The organism is Brucella sp. LJL56, assembly GCF_054871705.1.
This window is the reverse complement of record NZ_JBTXLQ010000007.1, coordinates 23,618-42,647: the sequence shown is the minus strand read 5'-3', so window position 1 is coordinate 42,647 and position 19,030 is coordinate 23,618. Positions and strand designations below refer to the sequence as shown.

The window sequence follows — 19,030 nt, the reverse complement described above, 5'->3', positions numbered from 1 at the left end:
ACGTAAATCTGCGATCACATCAGAGCGCGCTCATATAGGCCTTGACCGAGCTGCAGTACTTTGCCGAGGTCGGGTTCATGCGCTTTGCGCCGTGACCGGCATTGTACTTCAGGATCGTGCCGCAGGTGCTTCCGCCGCCGAGTTTCTGCGCCTGGGCCAGATACTTCATGCCGAACTGGATGTTCGTTGAAGGCTCGTAGAGGCCCTTGGCGGAACCCGTATAGCCGAGACCGCGTGCGGTCGAGAGCTTGATCTGCATCAGACCGATTTCACCGGCCTTGCCCCGCACGTTCGGCTGGAAATTGCTTTCATGACGCACAACCGCGTGGGCCAGTGCGGAAGGCACGCCGTACGTTGATGCATAACGGTTGATGATGCTGGAATAGGTGCTACCACCCTTGGCACTACGGGCAGTCGAGTCTTTCGACTGCGAACGCTTGCCGGTGGAACCTTTGGTGGCAGGTGCCGCACGGCGGCTGACGACCGATGCCTTTTTCGGCGCTGTGGTTGGCTTTTCCGCCTCCGCAGTCTTGTTCTGCTGGCGTGCCTTGAGGAGAGCTGCGAGGTTGGTCGGTTCAGATGAAGGGGCACTCAGTGCTGGATTCAGGCCAAACGAACTCATCGCGCCAACAAGGGCGCAAACAACAACAAATTTAATTTTCATAACCTACCGTCTTGGAACGTTTCTTTTGTCAGACCGCCCGTCTTGGGAGAGACAGCCCTGTTTTTTGATCCCGCCCAATATGGGTTTTAAAACCCTTGTCCGCTGGGATTGAGCGATGAAGTGGAGGGCAAATGCAGCCGAAGATTGGTTGTAAAAGTAAAATAGTATTACAGGTTGTAACATTTGCAATTCGCGCGAAGGCAAGCGAAACCCTTATAAAATCTCCCCGACGATCGGCTTCAAACAAACTATTTTTTTGAAATCATTACAGAAATGCGAATCAACGCTGAATAGAAAATTTGCTCGCACACACTTGGTCAGACAGTAACATTTTGCAGGGAAAAAATTAGCCTGTAGAGGGTATCTATAGTAGATACATCAGCCACCCCGTCCACATTTTGTGTCCGAAAATGACGCTGAAAGGCCTTAATCACGGTTTCGGTGCCTTCATCGAAGACACCGGTGATGGCGACTTCGTAGCCATAAAGTGCCAGCATGGATTGCAAGGCTTCGACCGGCTGGCCGTTTTCGCCGCGTGCCAGAAACCGTCCACCCCGGACGGGCGTCGGCTCGATATAGTGTCCTACGCCTGCATCGTGGAGCCGTTTCCAGGGAAAGTTATGGCCGGGATCGGTCTTCCGCGCCGGTGCGATATCCGAATGAGCCAGAACATTTTCCGGCCTGATGGCATAGCGTTCGCAGATATCGCGACAGAGGCGGATAACCGCATCGATCTGCGCATCCTTGAAGGCCGGGTAATTTTCAAGATTACCCGGATTGACGATCTCGATGCCGATGGAAGCGGAATTTATATCGGTCTCGCCCTTCCAGAAGCTCTTGCCTGCATGCCATGCGCGCGCTTTTTCCGAAACCATCTGCACGATCCGTCCGTCTTCATGGACAAGATAATGCGCGGAAACTTCCATATCCGGCGACTTCAAAACCTGCACTGCCTCTTCGGCAGTCGATAACCCGGTATAATGGAGAATAAGAAAGGCAGGCACTTTGCCGTCACGGCGCGGACCGAAATTGGGTGACGGATCAAGAGTTGCACCGGCGAAATCAGGCCGGTTCAGAGCCAGCTCCTGCAACAATTCGCTCTCGATTTCGCGCACGCTGCTCATGCAGCCTCCAGATTCTTCTCTATGCTCGCCCAGGCAGCGTTTATCGCCGCCAGACGCCTGTTGGCAATGGTTATGAATTCGAGCGGCAAACCTTCTGCGACCAGCCGGTCAGGATGGTGCTCCTTGACCAGCGCGCGATAGCGCTTGCGGGCCATCTCGAAGGAAACGCCGCGCTCCAGCCCCAAAATGGCATAAGGATCATCAGCACCACGCTGGACGTGCCGGATCGCGATCCGGTCGAAAGCAACCTCGTCATAGCCGAAAATATCGGCTACGCCTGCAAGAAAGGCCATTTCCTTTTCGTGCACATAGCCATCGGCAGTGGCGATATGAAAAAGGCCGTCGAGAATGTCTTCCAGCAGATGACAATTGCTCTGTCCTTCGCTGCACAATCCGGCGAGCTGGCGAGCGTAGGATTCATAGCCTGCAACATCCTGCCTGGCGAGGTCGTAAAGCCGCGCGACATGTGCGGTTTCTTCCTTCGGTACGGCGAAAATATCCTGAAAAGCGCGGATTTCATCCTGGGTGACAACCCCGTCGGCCTTGGCCATTTTGGCCGAAAGCGCGATCATCGCGATAGAGAAGGCCACCTGACGGCGTGTATCGGCATCACCTTCGAAAACGGTGCGCACGGCTTCGATAACGCCAGAAATGGCATTCGACGCCACGGATGTGACAAACTCACCAATGCGAACCCAAATCGACATGGGACTTTTCTATAGAATTCCGAATGAACTGAAAACCGCCCACACAGGCGAAAGTCGAAAAAACAAACATTTAGAAAGAATGGGAAGGCATTGGCTTACAATATTGCGGAGTTCTCCAGTCGCAAACCTATTGCTGTGGTTCGCGTTCATCGAAGGAGCGCTGTGCAGCCGTGACTGCCGCTTCTCCTGCCGCCTGCGCCTGCTGATCTGTTTGCCCTACGGATTTTGCCGCAGCGACGGCATTTGCGCGTGCGCGTTCAATGGCTGCCGCTTTCTCTTCCGGGCTTACGACGCCGGAACTATCACGGAGCGATTTGACCAGATCGGGACCTTTTTCGGTGTTTCCACTTTCTGCCGGTTTGGCAGGTTGTGATATAGCAGCAGCGCCCTGCTCGCCGCCATTGGTTGTGGCAGCGCTCTCGTCATCTCCCTTGCCGCAAGCGGCAAGTGCAACAAGAACAATGGCAGATATGAAGAACAGGAAGTTACGGTTCATGACAAAAGCCATAACCGAACCCAGCCTGTGTTGAAACACGGAAAACGCAGAATGCCCGTCTTTTCCCATCGTGGTTGCTTTGGCGTTCATCTCAAAACCCATTGGCACGAATGGCGACCCGGAGACCGGATCGCCATCCAAATGCAGACGCATCATGCGTCACGACTTCGCACCATTAGTTGGCAGGTGCCGTCCCTGTACCCGGCGTCGATGGTGCCGGAGTGGCTGGGGCTGGCGTCGTCGTCGTGTCATTGTTCGAAGGCGCTGCCGGCGCGGATGGTGCCGGTGCGTTGCTCGTGTCGTCCTTCTTGTCGTTGCATGCTGCAAGGCCGAGAAGTGATACGGCGGCGACAGAAGCAATCAGAAACTTCTTCACGTTGGCTCTCCTTCCTAGATTAGGCTCGTTGGCCTAGTTTCAGGCATCAAATGGCAATATTGCCAAACGCCTCTCTCTGTTTCTCCGTGCCTGACCGGTTTGTCCGGTCAATCACCTTTTACGGTCGTTCATCGACACAGAAATCCCGTCGACTCGGACCGTCACATAAAAAAACGGCAACAGCGCGAAAAAGTTCTCTCAAATAGTCTTACCGAGCGTAATAAAGCGACAGTATTACAGGCGTATAGCCACCAGCGCAGGGTTTAAAAACCCGCAATCAACTCGTCACGCCCCTGTCATTGGACGATGTTTAACTTTGCAAAACCGAAGTCTGGATTCGTGCTTTAGGGGGAATTTGATGACAGACAGCCCAGCCGGCGACACAATTCTCAAACGCGCCGTGACCCAAAACAGCGCCCTTTCGCGCGCAGGCTTTTCCGAAAGGCTGTTTGCCTGGCTGTTCAAAGGGCTGGTCTATCCGCAGATATGGGAAGACCCCGAGGTCGATATGGCAGCTCTGGCTATTGAGCCTGGCCACCGCATCGTCACCATCGCTTCCGGCGGATGCAATGCCATGTCCTACCTGACCGCCGATCCGGCGCGTGTGGAGGCAGTCGATCTCAATCAGGCCCATGTCGCATTCAACCGGCTGAAACTTGCCGCGGTCAAAAATCTGCCTGACTACGATGCATTCTATCGCTTCTATGGAAAGGCCGACGACAAGACCAATCTTGCCGCCTACAAGCGCTTCATTCGGCCACATCTGGACGGCGAAAGCCGCGCCTATTGGGAAAAGCGCAAGTGGAATGGCCGCCAGCGTATTTCCATTTTCTGGCGCGACCTCTATCGCCATGGCTTGCTCGGCGTCTTCATCGGCATGGGTCATCGCGTGGCGCGGCTCTACGGGATCGACCCGCGCGATATATTGAAGGCACGGACGATGGAAGAACAGCGCAGCTTCTTCGACACGGCGCTCGCACCGCTCTTCGAAAAACGCATGGTGCGCTGGGCCACGGCCCGCAAATCATCCCTTTTCGGGCTGGGCATACCGCCACAGCAATATGATGCCCTTGCTACTGCCGGAAACGGCGATATGGCGCTTGTCCTGCGCAGCCGTCTTGAGAAGCTGGCCTGCGGCTTCCCCCTTACCGACAATTACTTTGCCTGGCAGGCATTCGGGCGCGGCTATAGCGGCAATGAGGAGACCGGGCCTCTTCCGCCCTATCTGTCGCGCACCAATTTCGAAGCGGTACGTGCACGCGCCGATCGCATGACCGTACAGAATGCGAGCTACACCGACTTTCTCGCGGCCAAACCTGTCGCTTCTGTTGATCGCTACATTCTGCTGGATGCGCAGGACTGGATGAATGACGAACAGCTCAATGCTCTCTGGAGTGAAATTACCCGTACTGCAGCAGCGAATGCCCGTGTCATTTTCCGTACTGCAGCGGAACCGAGCCTGCTTCCGGGACGGGTGGCACCACAAATTCTGGATCGCTGGGAATATCAGGCGGACATATCCCGCGCCCTGCATGACCGCGACCGCTCCTCGATCTACGGTGGGTTTCATCTTTATACGCTGAAGGATGCCTGACATGTTGCGCAGCCCATGGAGCGTTCAGGGTGTCGACCATGCCAATCTCATGGATCGCGTCTATCGCCGTCAGCGGCACTTCTATGATGCGACCCGCAAATATTATCTTCTGGGTCGCGACCCCATGATCGCAGGACTGTCCATACCCAGGGAGGGCACAGTTCTGGAGATCGGCTGCGGCACCGGTCGCAATCTGGTGAAAGCTGCGGAAAATTATCCGGATGCGAAACTCTTCGGCATCGATATTTCAGCAGAAATGCTGGATACGGCACGCCGGGCGGCAGAGCGCACAGGCATTGAAGATCGCGTCCGGCTTGATCGCGCAGATGCAGCCCAGTTCGACCCTGATCGACTGTTCGGACAAACCGGCTTCGACCGGATTTTCATTTCCTATGCCGTGTCGATGATCCCGCAATGGCAGTCGGTCATTCGTGAAAGCATCCGGCACCTTAATGCAGATGGGGAATTGCATATCGTCGATTTTGGAAATCAGGCTCGCCTGCCGCGCTGGTTCGGAAACGCCCTCTTCAAGTGGCTTGAATGGTTCCATGTCACGCCGCGTTGCGACTTGTTCACGGTTTGCGAACAGCTCGCACAGGAACACAGTGCTGTTGTTGAAAAGCGTATTCTTTATCGTGGTTTTGCCTGGATAGCGGTCATTCGTTCGACAACGTTGCCCGCTCCCAAAGATTAGCACCAAACTTGCCCGCCAGACTGGTGACGTCCGGCTCCGGATCGCGTAACCGTTAGAGGACTGATTCGCGACACGGAACCCCTATATGAACCGTCTGGCCAGCTACAGCATTCTCGCCCTCGGCGCTTTATTTCTCTCCGCCTGCACGACGGTGGATTACGACTTTTCCGACGTAAAGAAATCAGGCAGTTCGGTAGCCCGGATCGCACCGCCGTCCGGCCCTGTGAAAGCACCGCGTTTCGGTGATCGAGACCCGCATGACTGGACTGGCAAAACGCCATGGCACTATCCGATCCACGGCACAGACGTCTCCAAATATCAGACCAACATTGACTGGAGCGCCGTGCGCGCCAGCGGCATTTCGTTCGCCTTCATCAAGGCGACGGAGGGCGGCGACCGCGTCGATGACCGTTTCAAGGAACACTGGAACGGCGCCCATCAGGCAGGCATCGCGCGGAGCGCCTATCATTTCTATTATTTCTGCCGTCCGGCTATCGAACAGGCACGCTGGTATATCCGGAACGTACCGCGTGATCCGAGCGCGCTTCCGCCCGTTCTCGATATGGAATGGAACCCGCAGTCGCCGACATGCAAGCTGCGCCCCAATGCTGCCGTTGTGCGCAAGGAAATGCGCATCTTCCTGCAGGCGCTGGAAAAGCATTACGGCAAGCGTCCGATTGTTTACACGACGGTCGATTTCTTCGATGACAACGACTTGCGGCAGATGGCAGACTATCCGTTCTGGCTGCGCTCCGTTGCCGGTCATCCGGACGAGAAGTACGGCCCGCATCCGTGGACGTTCTGGCAATATACCGGCACCGGCTCCATTCCCGGCATTAAGGGCGACGCCGATATCAATGTCTTCGCAGGCGATGCCAACGCATGGAAAAAGTGGCTGGAAAGCAACAAGGTCCGCTAACACGGCGCAGTTTGGCAGTTCACACCAAGTTTTGCTTCATTTCCGGGGCTTGTTGGGGCAATAGCTAAAACAATCCCCGAAAGGGAGCCTTTTGCTCCCAATCTATTAGTGTGAGTTACCAATGAAGTTTTTTGCTTCAGTTATCGCAGCCGCCTTGCTTGCATCGACAACCATGTCGGGTGCACAGGCCGCCGCGTCTCCGGCGCCTGCTGCGACGCCAACTGAAAACACTGTCAATCTTCCCAAGCCGGAATGCGAGATCGATTACGGCCAGTGGATGGACAATCTGACCAAGGAAGCTCGTGACGCCGGTGTCGGCGAAAAGGGCATCGCCGAATTGCACAAGGCCATGCTTGAGCAAAAGGTGCTTGATCGCGACCGCAAGCAGACTGTTTTCAACCTGACTTTCACCGAATTTTCCAAGCGCCTCATCTCGGAAGCGCGCCTGAAAAAAGGCCGTGAAAATCTGGTCAAATATGCCGACGTCTTCAAGAAGGTTGAAGATACCTATGGCGTTCCGGGGCCAGTCCTTGCCGCTTTTTGGGGGCTTGAAACCGACTATGGTGCCATTCAGGGCGATTTCGACACGCTGAATGCGCTCGTTACCCTCTCCTACGACTGCCGCCGTCCAGACCTGTTCCGCCCGCAGTTGATTGCCCTTCTCAAGCTTTTCGATCAGGGCGTCGTCGATGCGGCAACCACCGGCGCATGGGCTGGCGAGATCGGCATGATGCAGCTTCTGCCGAAGGATTATCTTGAACGTGGCGTCGATGGCGACGGCGACGGCAAGGTCGATCTGAAGAACAGCGTTCCCGATGCCATGATGACTGCCGGTCGCATGATTTCGGAACTCGGCTGGAAGCGTGGCCAGCCTTGGCTTGAAGAGGTGCGTCTCACCAAGGATCTGCCTTGGGAAGAAGCAATCCGCACCAACCGCAAGCCGCATTCATGGTGGGCTGAGCAGGGTGTGATGGGCCTCAACGGTCCACTCGGCGCGGATGATGGCGATGCGTCACTTCTGCTGCCACTTGGCCGCAAGGGACCGGCTTTCCTGTCTTATCCCAACTTCGACGTATTCGTGGAATGGAACAAGTCCATAGTCTACGCCACAACCGCCGCTTATTTCGCGACCCGCCTCGCTGGTGCGCCAGCCTTCGATCCGGGCAACCCGGTTCCGGGCCTGACGCAGGAGCAGCTTAAGGAACTTCAGACCAAGCTTCAGGCCCGCGGTTACGACATGGGCGAAAAGATCGACGGTGTGTTCGGTCTCCTGACCCGCGATGCCGTGCGCGCTGAACAGATGCGCCTTGGAATGCCTGCCGATTCCTGGCCGACCCAGGAGCTTCTCGACAAGCTCTAAGCAAATCATAAGGCGCGGGATCATCCCCGCGCCTTTTCCTATTCTGCTCTCACCACGAATGCCCGTTTCATGCTCACTACCCTGCTCGTCGTCCTTCCCGTTTTCGCGCTGATTTTCTCCGGCTGGGGCGCCTTCAAGCTGAAAATACTCGGGCCTCATGCGATAGCGGAGCTGAACCGTTTCGTCGTCTATCTGGCATTGCCTGCACTGCTCTTCGACATCATGGCCAATACCCATGGCAGCGAGCTCTGGCAGCCGGGCTTCATCGCAGTATTTCTGCTTTCAAGCACAATTGCGTTCGCCTTGCCCTTTCTGGTGCGGCTGCGCGGAAAACTGCCTCTGGCGGATACCGCGCTTGACGGGCTGAACGCCGCCTATCCGAATACCGGCTATATGGGCATTCCGCTTTCGATGATCGCCTTCGGGTCAGGCGTTTTGGCAGCGACCACCATTTCGATCATCATCACCGTCTGCGTCACTTTTGCTTTTGCTATCGTGCTGATCGAAATCGGCCTGCAGACAGAGAAGAAGCCGCTTCAGCTCATCTGGAAGGTTATGCGGTCCCTGATCCGCAATCCGCTGCTTGTCGCTCCGGCGCTTGGCGCTATGGTGTCCTTTCTGGGGCTCGCCATCCCGGCCCCGGCGGAAACCTTCCTGAAGATGCTCGGCGGCGCCGCATCCCCTTGCGCGCTGGTGGCGCTTGGCCTGTTCCTCGCCCAGCCGCGCAAGATCGAACGCGAAAGCGTCAATGCCATTGCTTTTCTTGTTTCAGTCAAGCTCATCGTCCAGCCTCTCGCAACCTGGCTGCTGGCGGTCTATGTATTTGGACTGCCTCCCCTGCTCGCGCAAAGCGCTGCCCTTCTTGCAGCACTTCCAACCGGCACAGGTCCCTTCATGCTGGCCGAGCATTATCGTCGCGAGGCAGCGATAACCTCCAACGTCATCCTCTACTCGACAGTGATATCTATCCTCACCTTGTCGGCATTTTTGGCACTAATTCGCTGAAAATCACAAAAAACATGTCAAAAAGCATGTGGCAACTGCGGCGAAAACAGTACCAAACGTGGCAGTTCGGTGTCTTTTTCATGAAATGTGAACAAATTTTTCTAGTCAAATATTTCAATAGTTTAGGTGGTAAACGATAGGTTTATTTCTCCATCACGGCAGATTGCAGTACGAAATCTTCTTTTGTTCGAGACGTTTTGCGCTTAGATTCCAGCTTCCTACCAGCGCGTGTCCGGTCAGCCGGGCGCATATGAAGGAGACAGACCAATGGGACTTACGCGATCTTTGAATGTCCTCATGATCTGTGCGGCATTTGCATTTGTTGCAGCGTTGATAGCAGGCGTCATCCCTTAGGGGGAATTAGCCTAAACCATTACGGCGGCTTCGGTTTTGAGGATAGGCCGACCCGCTCGAAAACTAAAAAGCCCGGCGTCACAACCGGGCTTTTTATGTTTAGGCAACTTCCAGAGTTGCTTCCGTATTTGGCCTTATGCCGATCATGTGACAGATCGCAAATGGCAGATCGGCGCGATTCATCGTGTAGAAATGGAAATCCTGCACGCCGCGTTCGATCAGATCCATCACCTGTTCGGCGGCAATCGCCGCTGCGACGAGCTGATGCGTCTGCGGATCGTTGTCCAGTCCTTCAAAGCGTTCCGCCAGCCAAGCCGGAATATGCGTCGCCGACCGCGCACAGAAATTTTTGACCTGCTTGAAATTATGTACCGGCAGGACACCTGGAACGATGGGGATATAGATACCGGCACGGCGAACGCGCTCGACATAACGTTCGTAAAGATCGTTTTCGAAGAAGAACTGGGTGATGGCACGCGTTGCACCATTATCGACCTTGCGCTTCAGCATATCGATATCGGTTGCAAAATCCGGGCTTTCCGGATGCTTTTCCGGATAGGCGGAAACCGAAATGTCGAAATCCGCAATATTGCGCAGACCGGAGACCAGTTCGGCACCGTTCTGATAACCACCCGGCGTCGGCACATATTTCTCACCTATACCGGCTGCCGGATCGCCGCGCAGGGCCACGAAACGGTTGACGCCAAGCTCTGCAAATTCACGCACTACACGATCGACGTCCTCGCGCGTTGCATCCACGCAGGTCAGATGCGCCGCTGGCTTGATATCGGTTTCCTTGAGGATGCGGGCCACCGTGCGAACTGTGCGCTCACGCGTGGAACCACCGGCCCCATAAGTAACGGAGACAAAATCAGGTTGAAGCGGCGCAAGCCGTGTGACCGTATCCCAGAGACGCTGTTCCATTTCTTCCGTCTTGGGCGGGAAGAATTCGAACGATACCCGGGTGGTCTGGCCAACATCCGGTCGGCGGGAAAGACCGTAAAAACCCATCAAACTGTCTCCGTCATGCTTATTGTCTGTTTTTGCCTCATGTCTTTATCCCAAAACCGATTCCCATTTTTGGGAGACATGCGACACCGGATCGGCGATGAGAAGGCGTGGATCGCGGGCGAGCCACAGCTTCACTGTCAGCCCCTCATCCCCGTTGGCCGCCTTCGGCTCCAGTTCCAGTGTCTTTTCCGGCTCAAGACCGGCATCTCTCATCCAGCCCAGCATCTGTTCATCGCTGAAGCCAAGCCGCAAATGTGCGTGTTCCTCGCGCAGGAACTCGAGTTTGTGTGGTGCGAAATCGACGATCAGCAATCGCCCATTGGGACGCAAGGCCCGCGCCGCTTCGCGAATGGCGGCAAGTGGATCGTCCAGGAAGTGCAGAACCTGATGAATGGTCACCAGATCGAAGCTCTCACGCTCCACCGGCAGCGCATAGACATCGCCCTGACGAACCTGCGCATTGCCAACGGCTGCGAGATCGAGATTGGCGCGTGCCATAGCCAGCATATCGCGATTGATATCGATACCGACGCCGCGAAGATAAAGCGGCGCAAAAAGCTCCAGCAACCGGCCCGTTCCCGTGCCGACATCCAGCATGGCCTGAAACGGCTTGTCACCGACAACTTTCTTGAGGGCCACTTCGACCGCATTCTCGGAAACATGCAGCCTGCGAATCTGGTCCCAGCTACCGGCATTGGCGCTGAAATAGGCGGCGGCCTTTTCCTGACGGCTGGACTTCACTTGCGAAAGCCGTTCCATGTCGCGTTCAACAAGGGCATCGGCGTTGTCGAGGCGAGCCAGAAGCCCGCGCGCGAGGTCACCGCTGATCGCATTGTCAGCGAGGCGGAAATAAGCCCATGCGCCTTCCTGATAGCGATCAATGAGATCGGCTTCCCCAAGCAGCTTCAAATGGCGCGACACCCGCGGCTGGGACTGCCCCAATATCGTCGTGAGGTCGGAGACGGTGAGATCACCGCGCGAAAGAAGTGCGAGAATGCGCAAGCGGCTCGGCTCAGCCACCGCCTTCAGCACATCTACCATCAGATCGAGTTGCAGTTGCAAACCGGCCATGCCTTCCGCTCTTTGTTGACGCATTTTCTCATTCACGGCCCATCACGGATATCCGTAAAAGATATAAAGATATGTTTATATGGAAAACGTTTCCTGTGCAAGCGATTTTCGTGACAGAATGGCCAAGCAAAGGATTCGCCTCAATAACTGACTGTAAGGATAAGCCATGCGTGCAGGCACAATGCGCCAGAAAGCAATCGCCAAATCGCTGACGCTTCTGCTTCCGGCGATACCCTATTCGGATTCCGAGCCGATCCGTGCGGCAGCGCTCAGCCCTCATATGAAGATGCTGCCGCCATCCACTGCCGTCTGGCTGGCGACCATCGCGCATGTGCGTCATACGCATACCGATTACGATGCGCTGCGTGATGATGGATATGACAGGGATTCAGCGCGCTTCTTCGTGCTCGACGCAATCAATGCCAAGCTGACCGAATGGCGCGCGACACGGCTTCTGTCGCCGGAAGACGACGAGGCGGTGAATATGTAAAAAACGCCGCCCGGAGGCGGCGTTTTTAAAGATGAATGTGATCTGATTATTCGGTACCGTGCCCTTGCAGATAGCCGTGCTCACGCGGGTTCGGCATGAAGATGCTGACCGCAAACACGATGACCATCATGATGGTCACGTACCAAAAGAAGCCGCTTTCCATGCCCTGCTGTTTGAACCACAGCGCCACATATTCAGCAGTACCCCCGAAGATCGCATTGGCAATGGCGTAAGAAAATCCGACACCCAGCGCCCGCACTTCCGCCGGGAACAATTCCGCCTTCACGATGCCGCTGATCGAGGTGTACATGCTGACAACCGCCAGAGCGATCACGATATAGATGAACGCCATGGTCGAGCTCTGCACCGAACCGATCAACGTCATAAGCGGGATCGTCGTCAGGATCGAAATACCGCCAAAGCCAATCATCATCGTCTTACGCCCTATCCTGTCGGACAACGCGCCGAAAAGCGGTTGCATCAGCATATAGGCCAACAACACGAAGGTCATGGTTTCGCTGGCCGTTTCCTTGCTCATACCAGCAGTGTTGACCAGATATTTTTGCATATAGGTGGTGAAGGTATAGAAGGCGAGCGAACCGCCAGCCGTGAAGCCCACGACGACAAGGAAGGCCTTGCGGTGGTTCTTCCAAATATTGGCAAAGCTACCTGCCGCCTTGTTGCTGCGGGTTTCTTCCGTCGAGGTCTCATGAAGGGTCCGCCGCAGGAAAAGAGCGACGATGGCCGCAACGCCGCCAATGGCAAACGGTATGCGCCAGCCCCAGGCATGAAGCTCGTCCGATGTAAGGAAGAACTGCAGCACCACGATCACCAGAACGGCCAGCAACTGCCCGCCAATCAGCGTGACATACTGGAACGAGGAGAAGAAGCCACGGCGCCCGGCCAGCGCCACCTCGCTCATATAGGTAGCAGTGGTGCCATATTCGCCGCCCACCGAAAGGCCTTGCAGCAAACGCACGATCAACAGCAGGAATGGTGCCAGAACACCGATCGTTTCATAGGTAGGCAAAATGGCGATGGCGAAAGAGCCAAGGCACATCATCGTAACCGAAATCAGCATGGATGTGCGCCGACCAAGCTTGTCGGCAATGCGGCCAAACAGCCAGCCACCGATGGGGCGCATCAGGAAGCCAGCCGCAAAAATCGCAGCCGCATTTAGCAACTGGCTGGTCTGGTCTTCCGCAGGGAAAAACTGTGATGCAAAATAAAGCGCGCCGAAGGAATAGACGTAAAAATCGTACCATTCCACCAGATTACCCGATGCGCTGGCCACGATGGCAAAGACGCGGCGGCGCGTATCATGGGCATCATGTGCCGCTTCGACCTCGCCATTGGCGTCAGCATGCATTTCTGCATTGTTCATTCTGAAAACTCCCGATAACAGGCGGTTCTGAAACAGCCTGCAAGCTGTCGATCTCATGCGGGGATTACAGAAATCGACGATTGTTTCACTTCACAAACATAAAGTACGAACCGCATTTCAATCGGAAAGCAGCCTCGCATTTGAAATGTCCTCCCGGTCAAAATCGTGCTGTTTCAGCCCATTTGCGAAGGAGCAATGACGCCTCAAACAGTCCTTGAGCCGGCGGCCTCGGTGTTCATTCCCATCAAAAAATAAAAACGGAGCAAGAGCATCGAAACCGGCCTCCTGAACAAAATCGCAGCGGGGATGACGGGCATCGCGGCGTTGCGATTATGACGGCCCCATATCTAGAGCGGTTTCAGGATGCGGCCAGACCATAGGAACAAAATCGTTTGCATGCAATCTATTCCAATATAAGAAGTTGCTAAAAGACATGATTGACATTATCGCGCAATGACGCGGAAACATAATGCATTGAAATAATTATATAATAATCAATTCTCTCTACACAGGCAATCGATCAATTCCCCGTGTAGAGAGATCTTTCGGGCAATTATTTCTTCTGAACAACCAGAAAAATACGCGGGAACCGCAGCAGGACTTTCCCGTCGGCGGTCGCGGGATAATGCTCAGCTATCCTTGCCTTGTAAGCCTTTAGATAATCCGCCTGCTCCTGTTCATCGAGCGGATCGAGAAATGGTCGCAATCCGGTCCCCTTCACCCATTCCACGATGGCATCCACGCCAGCGAGCGGATGATTATAGATCGTATGCCAGATGTCGATCCGCGCCGCATCGCCTGCGAAAGCATTGTAGTAGGTCGCGACCGGCGGCAAAGCCGCCCTGCCCTTGGTGCCGATCTTCACGGCAAAAGGCGCGGTCTTCGCAACATCGCGCATTCCGACATGGGTTTGTTCGCCCATATTGTCGGGCATCTGTATTGCCAGAAACGCGCCGGGTTGCAGCAACGACAACAGCCGCTGCAATTGCTCGATATGGTCGGGCAGCCACTGGAAGACAGCGTTGGAGAACAACACGTCCGTTTCGGCATCCGGCTCGAAACTGGCGGCATCACTGATGAAAAACTCCACGTCCGGCAGACGGGTCTTCGCCTTGTCGATCATGTCTGGCGACGTATCGAAGCCTGAAATCTGCGCATCCGGCCAGCGCTTCACAAGAAGCTCGGTCGAATTGCCGGGTCCACAGCCGATATCCACCACCTTGCGCGGCGCTGGCAGGGGTATCTGCGCCAGAAGATCGCGCGCCGGGCGGCTGCGTTCATCTTCAAACTTCAGATACTGTTTTGCGGACCAGTCTTTCATCGTCTTTCCTTTCATCACGTGAAAAGGGTCTGAAATAAAAAGGCCGGTGCGATGCACCGGCCTTGGAAGTCATTATCGGGTAAGCGGCTTATACGTCACCCGCTTCGGGTTGACACTCTCCGGTCCGAGACGACGAACCTTGTCAGCCTCATAATCTTCGAAGTTGCCTTCGAACCATTCAACATGGCTATCGCCTTCGAAGGCGAGGATATGCGTCGCGAGACGGTCGAGGAACATACGATCATGGGAGATGATAACAGCGCAGCCAGCATACTTTTCAAGCGCATCTTCGAGCGCTGCCAGCGTTTCCGTATCAAGATCGTTGGTCGGTTCGTCGAGCAGCAGAACGTTGCCGCCTGCCTGCAACATCTTGGCCAGATGCACGCGGTTGCGCTGACCACCGGACAGATTGCCAACCTTGGCCTGCTGATCGCCGCCCTTGAAGTTGAACGCGCCGCAATAAGCGCGGGAGTTCATTTCAAACTTGCCGAGCTTGATGATGTCGTTGCCGCCGGAAATTTCTTCCCAGACGTTCTTGTTCGGATCGAGGTGGTCGCGGCTCTGATCGACGTAACCAAGATGCACAGTATCGCCGATACGGATCGAACCGGAATCCGGCTTTTCCTGACCGGTGATCATCTTGAACAGCGTCGACTTACCGGCACCGTTTGGACCGATAACACCAACAATGCCACCTGGAGGCAGCTTGAATGTCAGGTCTTCGATCAGCATGCGGTCGCCAAACGACTTGGTCAGACCTTCAGCTTCGATGACCACCTGACCGAGACGCTCGCCTGCCGGGATCAGAATCTGGGCATCGCCCGGTCGCTGATTGTTGGCAGCTTCGACCAACTGGTCATAAGCCTTGATACGTGCCTTCGATTTCGACTGACGCGCTTTCGGGCTTGCGGCAATCCACTGGCGCTCACGCTCCAGTGCCTTCTGGCGCGAATCTTCTTCACGGCCTTCCTGAATCATGCGCTTGGACTTGGCTTCCAGATAGGCAGAATAGTTGCCTTCATAAGGAATGCCGCGACCGCGATCGAGTTCGAGAATCCAGCCTGTTACATTGTCGAGGAAGTAGCGATCATGCGTGATGAGGAGGACAGCGCCTTCATATTCACGCAGGTGCTTTTCCAGCCACGCAGTGGTTTCAGCATCGAGATGGTTGGTCGGTTCGTCAAGCAACAGCAGGTCAGGCTTCGACAGCAGCAGCTTGCAAAGTGCAACACGACGACGCTCACCACCCGAAAGCTTGGTGACATCGGCATCCGCTGGCGGGCAGCGCAGAGCTTCCATCGCCATTTCAACCTGGCTTTCCAGATCCCAGAGATTCTGACTGTCGATGAGATCCTGAAGCGCCGCACCTTCGTCCGCGGTTTCATCAGAATAGTTCATCATCAGCTCGTTGTAACGGTCGAGAATGGCGGTCTTCGCAGCCACACCTTCCATCACGTTGCCGAGCACAGACTTTTCTGGATCGAGATGCGGTTCCTGCGCCAGGTAACCGCAAGTAGCACCGTCCGCGAGCCAGGCTTCGCCGGTGAAATCCTTGTCCATTCCAGCCATGATCTTGAGGATCGTTGATTTACCGGCGCCGTTTGGACCGAGAATACCGATCTTGGCATCTGGATAGAATGACAGATGAAGGTTTTCGATAACCTTCTTGGCGCCGTAGGCCTTGTTCAGCCCGGACATATGATAGATGAATTGGCGTGCCATAAAGCGCGTCGTCTCCGCAGGTTGAGAAGCGCGATCGGTCCAATGCTTACCGAGCCGCGCGGAAATTGTTGACGCGTATGTAGGCTAATTATGCCCCGGAAGCAAACGGCAACCCGCGAAACGGAAGCAGTGGCAACAGCCAATCAATGTTTGATGAGAACCATAAATAATGAAACCGGGCGCGGATATTTCCGTCACCCGGTTTCCCCTCTGGCCACCGTCCGCGAAAGTTTCCTCCCTTTCATCGGACGGCCTGCAAGTTATGACGTGGAATCTTTGTCTAGACGCCCCTGACTTCCCTTCAAAACCCCCGTTTTCAAAGCTAGATTTGCTTAAGCTTTTACGCTTTTCAAGCAGAATCTGCACAAAAAACGCAATTGCCTAAATTTCATTCATCCCGAACTCCAGTGCCTGTTTTAACGACGCCACATCGCGGGAGATTGACTATTTGCACGGCATAAAATCAGATGACGAAATGACATTCAAAACCATTCATCATCTACCGGCTTCAGACAAATCAGAACTCCCGTTCCGCGTCGTCTACGCCAACAGTCCGCGAGCTGTCGTCCAGATATGTCACGGCCTCGCCGAACATTCCGCACGTTACGAACGCTTTGCCTCGGCATTGGTCGCGTCGGGCTACCACGTCTATATCCACGACCACCGGGGACACGGGAACAACATCGGTCCTCATACACCGAAGGGAATGTTCGCACAAAAGCTGGGCCATGTTATGGCTATCGAGGATGTAAGGACACTCAACCGCCATATTCACGAGAGCCACCCGGGCTTGCCGGTCGTCCTTTTCGGCCATTCCATGGGGGGATTGATCGCGCTGAACTATGTTCTGGACTACGCCGCTACGGTCGACGCGACGGCAATCTGGAATGCGAATTTCGATGGGGGAGTAGAAAGTGCTGCGGCACTGGCACTTCTTTATATGGAACGCATGCTGAAAGGCTCGGATGTCCCCAGCACAATTCTGCCGAAAATGACCTTCCGTGCCTGGGGCCGGTCCATACAAGGCCACCACACGTTGTTCGACTGGCTCTCGCACGACCCGGCGGAAGTCGATGCATATGTCGCCGATCCGCTTTGCGGTTTCGATGCCAGCGTGGCGTTGTGGATCGATATTTTCCGCATGATCCGCCGTGGCGCTGACGACCGGAACTTCTCGAAAGTCCCGCGAAACATGCCATTCAACCTGGTTGGCGGTGCGGAAGACCCCGCAACGGCGAACGGTGCCGCCGTGCGCAGGCTGGCGGACAGAATGCGGAAAATGGGTTTCGAGCACGTCGGGTGCACGATCCTGCCCGGCACCCGCCACGAGAGCCTCAACGAGATCAACCGGGATCAGGTGACGCAGAATTTTCTGGATTGGCTGGCGGAAGCTCTTCCGTATCCGGCGATGTCCGGCTAAAAAACGGCAGTCAACCGATCAATCGAGCTATTATCCGGGCCAGAACTCACGATTACTTGAACCGTCTTGGCTTTGCCATCCAATCAATGCTATGGAGCGCGCCTTGCGCGTTATCGGGTTTCCGGGCAGGAAAGCCGAGCTTAAGCAGATAGCGCGAGGAATAAAGGAACACTCCGCTTGGACACACCGACGATTTCTGTGGTTATCCCCTGCCGCAACGAAGCCGACAATCTCGCATTCCTGCTGGATGAAGTCGATGCCGCCATGCAGGGCCGCGCATACGAAGTCATCGTCGTCGACGACGGTTCGACGGACTCGACCAGCGATGTACTTGCTGGCCGCATCCATGCGGGCAAGCCACTCCGCCATCTGCGCCATGACCGGTCGTCAGGCCAGAGCGCCGCAGTACGTTCCGGTGTTTTCGCAGCGCGCGGCCCGATCGTCGTGACGATGGATGGCGACGGACAGAACAATCCCGCCTACCTTCCCGTTCTGGCGGATGCACTGATAAAGGCCGGGCCTGATTACGGCATTGCCGCCGGACAGCGCCTCAAGCGCACGGATACGAAACTCAAGCAGCTTTCGTCTCGTTTTGCCAACAACCTGCGCGGCGCAATCCTGAAAGACAAGACACGCGATTCCGGCTGCGGCCTGAAAGCGCTGCGCACAGACCTCTTCCGGCAACTGCCTTTCTTTGATGGGTGGCATCGCTATCTGCCCGCTTTGGCAATCCGCGAGGGCTTCGATGTCGTGCATGTCGATGTCATCGATCGCGAGCGCCGCCACGGCAAGTCCAATTACGGTATTCTGGACCGTGGAATGCGCGGCATTCTCGACCTTTATGGCGTCTGGTGGCTGCGGAAGCGCCGCAAGGTCGTTCCGCGTGTGAGAGAGATCACCCATGACTGATATTTTCAACAGCCTGTCGCAGTGGTTGCACGAGGTCTTCGTGGCGCAGTGGGACGGCTGGATCGTGCTGGGATTCATCGCCCAAGCCTGCTTCACCATGCGCTTCGTTGTGCAATGGCTCGCCTCCGAAAAGGCGAAGCGCAGCGTCATGCCGGTCGCCTTCTGGTTCTTCTCGCTCTTCGGCGGCGCCTTGCTGCTGATCTATGCGATCCAGCGCAAGGACCCGGTCTTCATCGCCGGGCAAGGGCTTGGCCTCGTCGTCTATATTCGCAATCTCTGGCTCATCGCCAATGAGAAGAAGCGTCTGACAGTCGGGGAGTAAACTCCCCGGTCGTTTCTAGAGCACATCCCGAAAAGTGTGAAACGGTTTTCGGAAAAGATGCGCGTAAAAACAAATGATTAGAGCGCA

General features: G+C 55.6%; 18 protein-coding genes and 1 pseudogene. 9 read left to right on the top strand and 10 right to left on the bottom strand.

Annotated elements, in window-relative coordinates; all coding sequences use genetic code 11:
• Positions 1–19: 19 nt before the first annotated feature.
• The 5 genes and pseudogenes from ACYSN1_RS17320 to ACYSN1_RS17300 form a co-directional block, all read right to left on the bottom strand.
• Positions 20–664, bottom strand: coding sequence for a lytic transglycosylase domain-containing protein (locus ACYSN1_RS17320; protein WP_461726829.1), 645 nt, complete (start codon positions 662–664; stop codon positions 20–22).
• Between the two features lie 317 nt (positions 665–981).
• On the bottom strand, positions 982–1,788 hold the full coding sequence (locus ACYSN1_RS17315; protein ID WP_461726828.1) for an N-acetylmuramoyl-L-alanine amidase: 807 nt from the start codon (positions 1,786–1,788) through the stop codon (positions 982–984).
• A complete protein-coding gene (locus tag ACYSN1_RS17310; RefSeq protein ID WP_461726827.1) occupies positions 1,785–2,495 on the bottom strand; it encodes a TerB family tellurite resistance protein in 711 nt (236 codons plus the stop codon). The genes ACYSN1_RS17315 and ACYSN1_RS17310 overlap by 4 nt, the downstream gene beginning before the upstream one ends.
• 127 nt (positions 2,496–2,622) lie before the next feature.
• A pseudogene (locus tag ACYSN1_RS17305) lies at positions 2,623–3,041 on the bottom strand (hypothetical protein).
• A gap of 125 nt (positions 3,042–3,166) precedes the next feature.
• A complete protein-coding gene (locus ACYSN1_RS17300) occupies positions 3,167–3,367 on the bottom strand; it encodes a hypothetical protein (protein WP_461726826.1) in 201 nt (66 codons plus the stop codon).
• A 358-nt stretch (positions 3,368–3,725) separates the two neighbouring features.
• Between ACYSN1_RS17300 and ACYSN1_RS17295 the strand changes: the two genes are divergently transcribed.
• The 5 genes from ACYSN1_RS17295 (at position 3,726) to ACYSN1_RS17275 (ending at position 8,939) form a co-directional block, all read left to right on the top strand.
• The gene (locus ACYSN1_RS17295) at positions 3,726–4,961 is read left to right on the top strand and encodes a BtaA family protein (RefSeq protein WP_461726825.1); all 1,236 of its coding nucleotides are present in this window, start codon (positions 3,726–3,728) and stop codon (positions 4,959–4,961) included.
• A 1-nt stretch (position 4,962) separates the two neighbouring features.
• Positions 4,963–5,655 (top strand): class I SAM-dependent methyltransferase, encoded by a 693-nt coding sequence (locus ACYSN1_RS17290; protein WP_461726824.1) that lies wholly within the window; start codon positions 4,963–4,965, stop codon positions 5,653–5,655.
• An 85-nt stretch (positions 5,656–5,740) separates the two neighbouring features.
• Entirely contained in the window at positions 5,741–6,574 is an 834-nt protein-coding gene (locus ACYSN1_RS17285) for a glycoside hydrolase family 25 protein (RefSeq protein ID WP_461726823.1), read from the top strand.
• Positions 6,575–6,695: 121 nt separating this feature from the next.
• Positions 6,696–7,934 carry a lytic murein transglycosylase gene (locus ACYSN1_RS17280; protein WP_461726822.1) on the top strand — a complete coding sequence of 413 codons (1,239 nt, stop codon included), beginning with the start codon at positions 6,696–6,698 and terminating at the stop codon, positions 7,932–7,934.
• 69 nt (positions 7,935–8,003) lie between these two features.
• The gene (locus ACYSN1_RS17275) at positions 8,004–8,939 is read left to right on the top strand and encodes an AEC family transporter (protein ID WP_461726821.1); all 936 of its coding nucleotides are present in this window, start codon (positions 8,004–8,006) and stop codon (positions 8,937–8,939) included.
• A gap of 453 nt (positions 8,940–9,392) precedes the next feature.
• Here the strand turns inward: ACYSN1_RS17275 and metF are convergent, their stop codons facing one another.
• Both metF and ACYSN1_RS17265 read right to left on the bottom strand, forming a co-directional pair.
• Positions 9,393–10,304, bottom strand: coding sequence for a methylenetetrahydrofolate reductase [NAD(P)H] (gene metF / locus ACYSN1_RS17270; protein ID WP_461726820.1), 912 nt, complete (start codon positions 10,302–10,304; stop codon positions 9,393–9,395).
• Between the two features lie 45 nt (positions 10,305–10,349).
• Positions 10,350–11,375 carry an ArsR/SmtB family transcription factor gene (locus tag ACYSN1_RS17265; protein WP_461726980.1) on the bottom strand — a complete coding sequence of 342 codons (1,026 nt, stop codon included), beginning with the start codon at positions 11,373–11,375 and terminating at the stop codon, positions 10,350–10,352.
• A gap of 166 nt (positions 11,376–11,541) precedes the next feature.
• Here ACYSN1_RS17265 and ACYSN1_RS17260 point away from each other — a divergent pair, with 166 nt between their 5' ends.
• Positions 11,542–11,865 carry a DUF2293 domain-containing protein gene (locus ACYSN1_RS17260; RefSeq protein ID WP_461726819.1) on the top strand — a complete coding sequence of 108 codons (324 nt, stop codon included), beginning with the start codon at positions 11,542–11,544 and terminating at the stop codon, positions 11,863–11,865.
• A gap of 46 nt (positions 11,866–11,911) precedes the next feature.
• Here the strand turns inward: ACYSN1_RS17260 and ACYSN1_RS17255 are convergent, their stop codons facing one another.
• The 3 genes from ACYSN1_RS17255 to ettA form a co-directional block, all read right to left on the bottom strand.
• The gene (locus tag ACYSN1_RS17255) at positions 11,912–13,249 is read right to left on the bottom strand and encodes an MFS family transporter (protein WP_461726818.1); all 1,338 of its coding nucleotides are present in this window, start codon (positions 13,247–13,249) and stop codon (positions 11,912–11,914) included.
• Positions 13,250–13,802: 553 nt separating this feature from the next.
• Positions 13,803–14,570, bottom strand: coding sequence for a trans-aconitate 2-methyltransferase (gene tam, locus ACYSN1_RS17250; protein WP_461726817.1), 768 nt, complete (start codon positions 14,568–14,570; stop codon positions 13,803–13,805).
• A gap of 72 nt (positions 14,571–14,642) precedes the next feature.
• Complete coding sequence (gene ettA / locus ACYSN1_RS17245) at positions 14,643–16,292, bottom strand: energy-dependent translational throttle protein EttA (RefSeq protein ID WP_461726816.1); 1,650 nt, start codon at positions 16,290–16,292, stop codon at positions 14,643–14,645.
• A gap of 475 nt (positions 16,293–16,767) precedes the next feature.
• On the opposite strand from ettA, the gene ACYSN1_RS17240 reads away from it, so the two are divergent.
• From ACYSN1_RS17240 to ACYSN1_RS17230, 3 genes are all read left to right on the top strand, one after another.
• On the top strand, positions 16,768–17,712 hold the full coding sequence (locus ACYSN1_RS17240) for an alpha/beta fold hydrolase (RefSeq protein ID WP_461726815.1): 945 nt from the start codon (positions 16,768–16,770) through the stop codon (positions 17,710–17,712).
• Positions 17,713–17,889: 177 nt separating this feature from the next.
• Entirely contained in the window at positions 17,890–18,621 is a 732-nt protein-coding gene (locus ACYSN1_RS17235) for a glycosyltransferase family 2 protein (protein ID WP_461726814.1), read from the top strand.
• Positions 18,614–18,943 carry a lipid-A-disaccharide synthase N-terminal domain-containing protein gene (locus ACYSN1_RS17230; RefSeq protein ID WP_461726813.1) on the top strand — a complete coding sequence of 110 codons (330 nt, stop codon included), beginning with the start codon at positions 18,614–18,616 and terminating at the stop codon, positions 18,941–18,943. Before ACYSN1_RS17235 ends, ACYSN1_RS17230 begins: the two co-directional genes overlap by 8 nt.
• Positions 18,944–19,030: the final 87 nt, after the last annotated feature.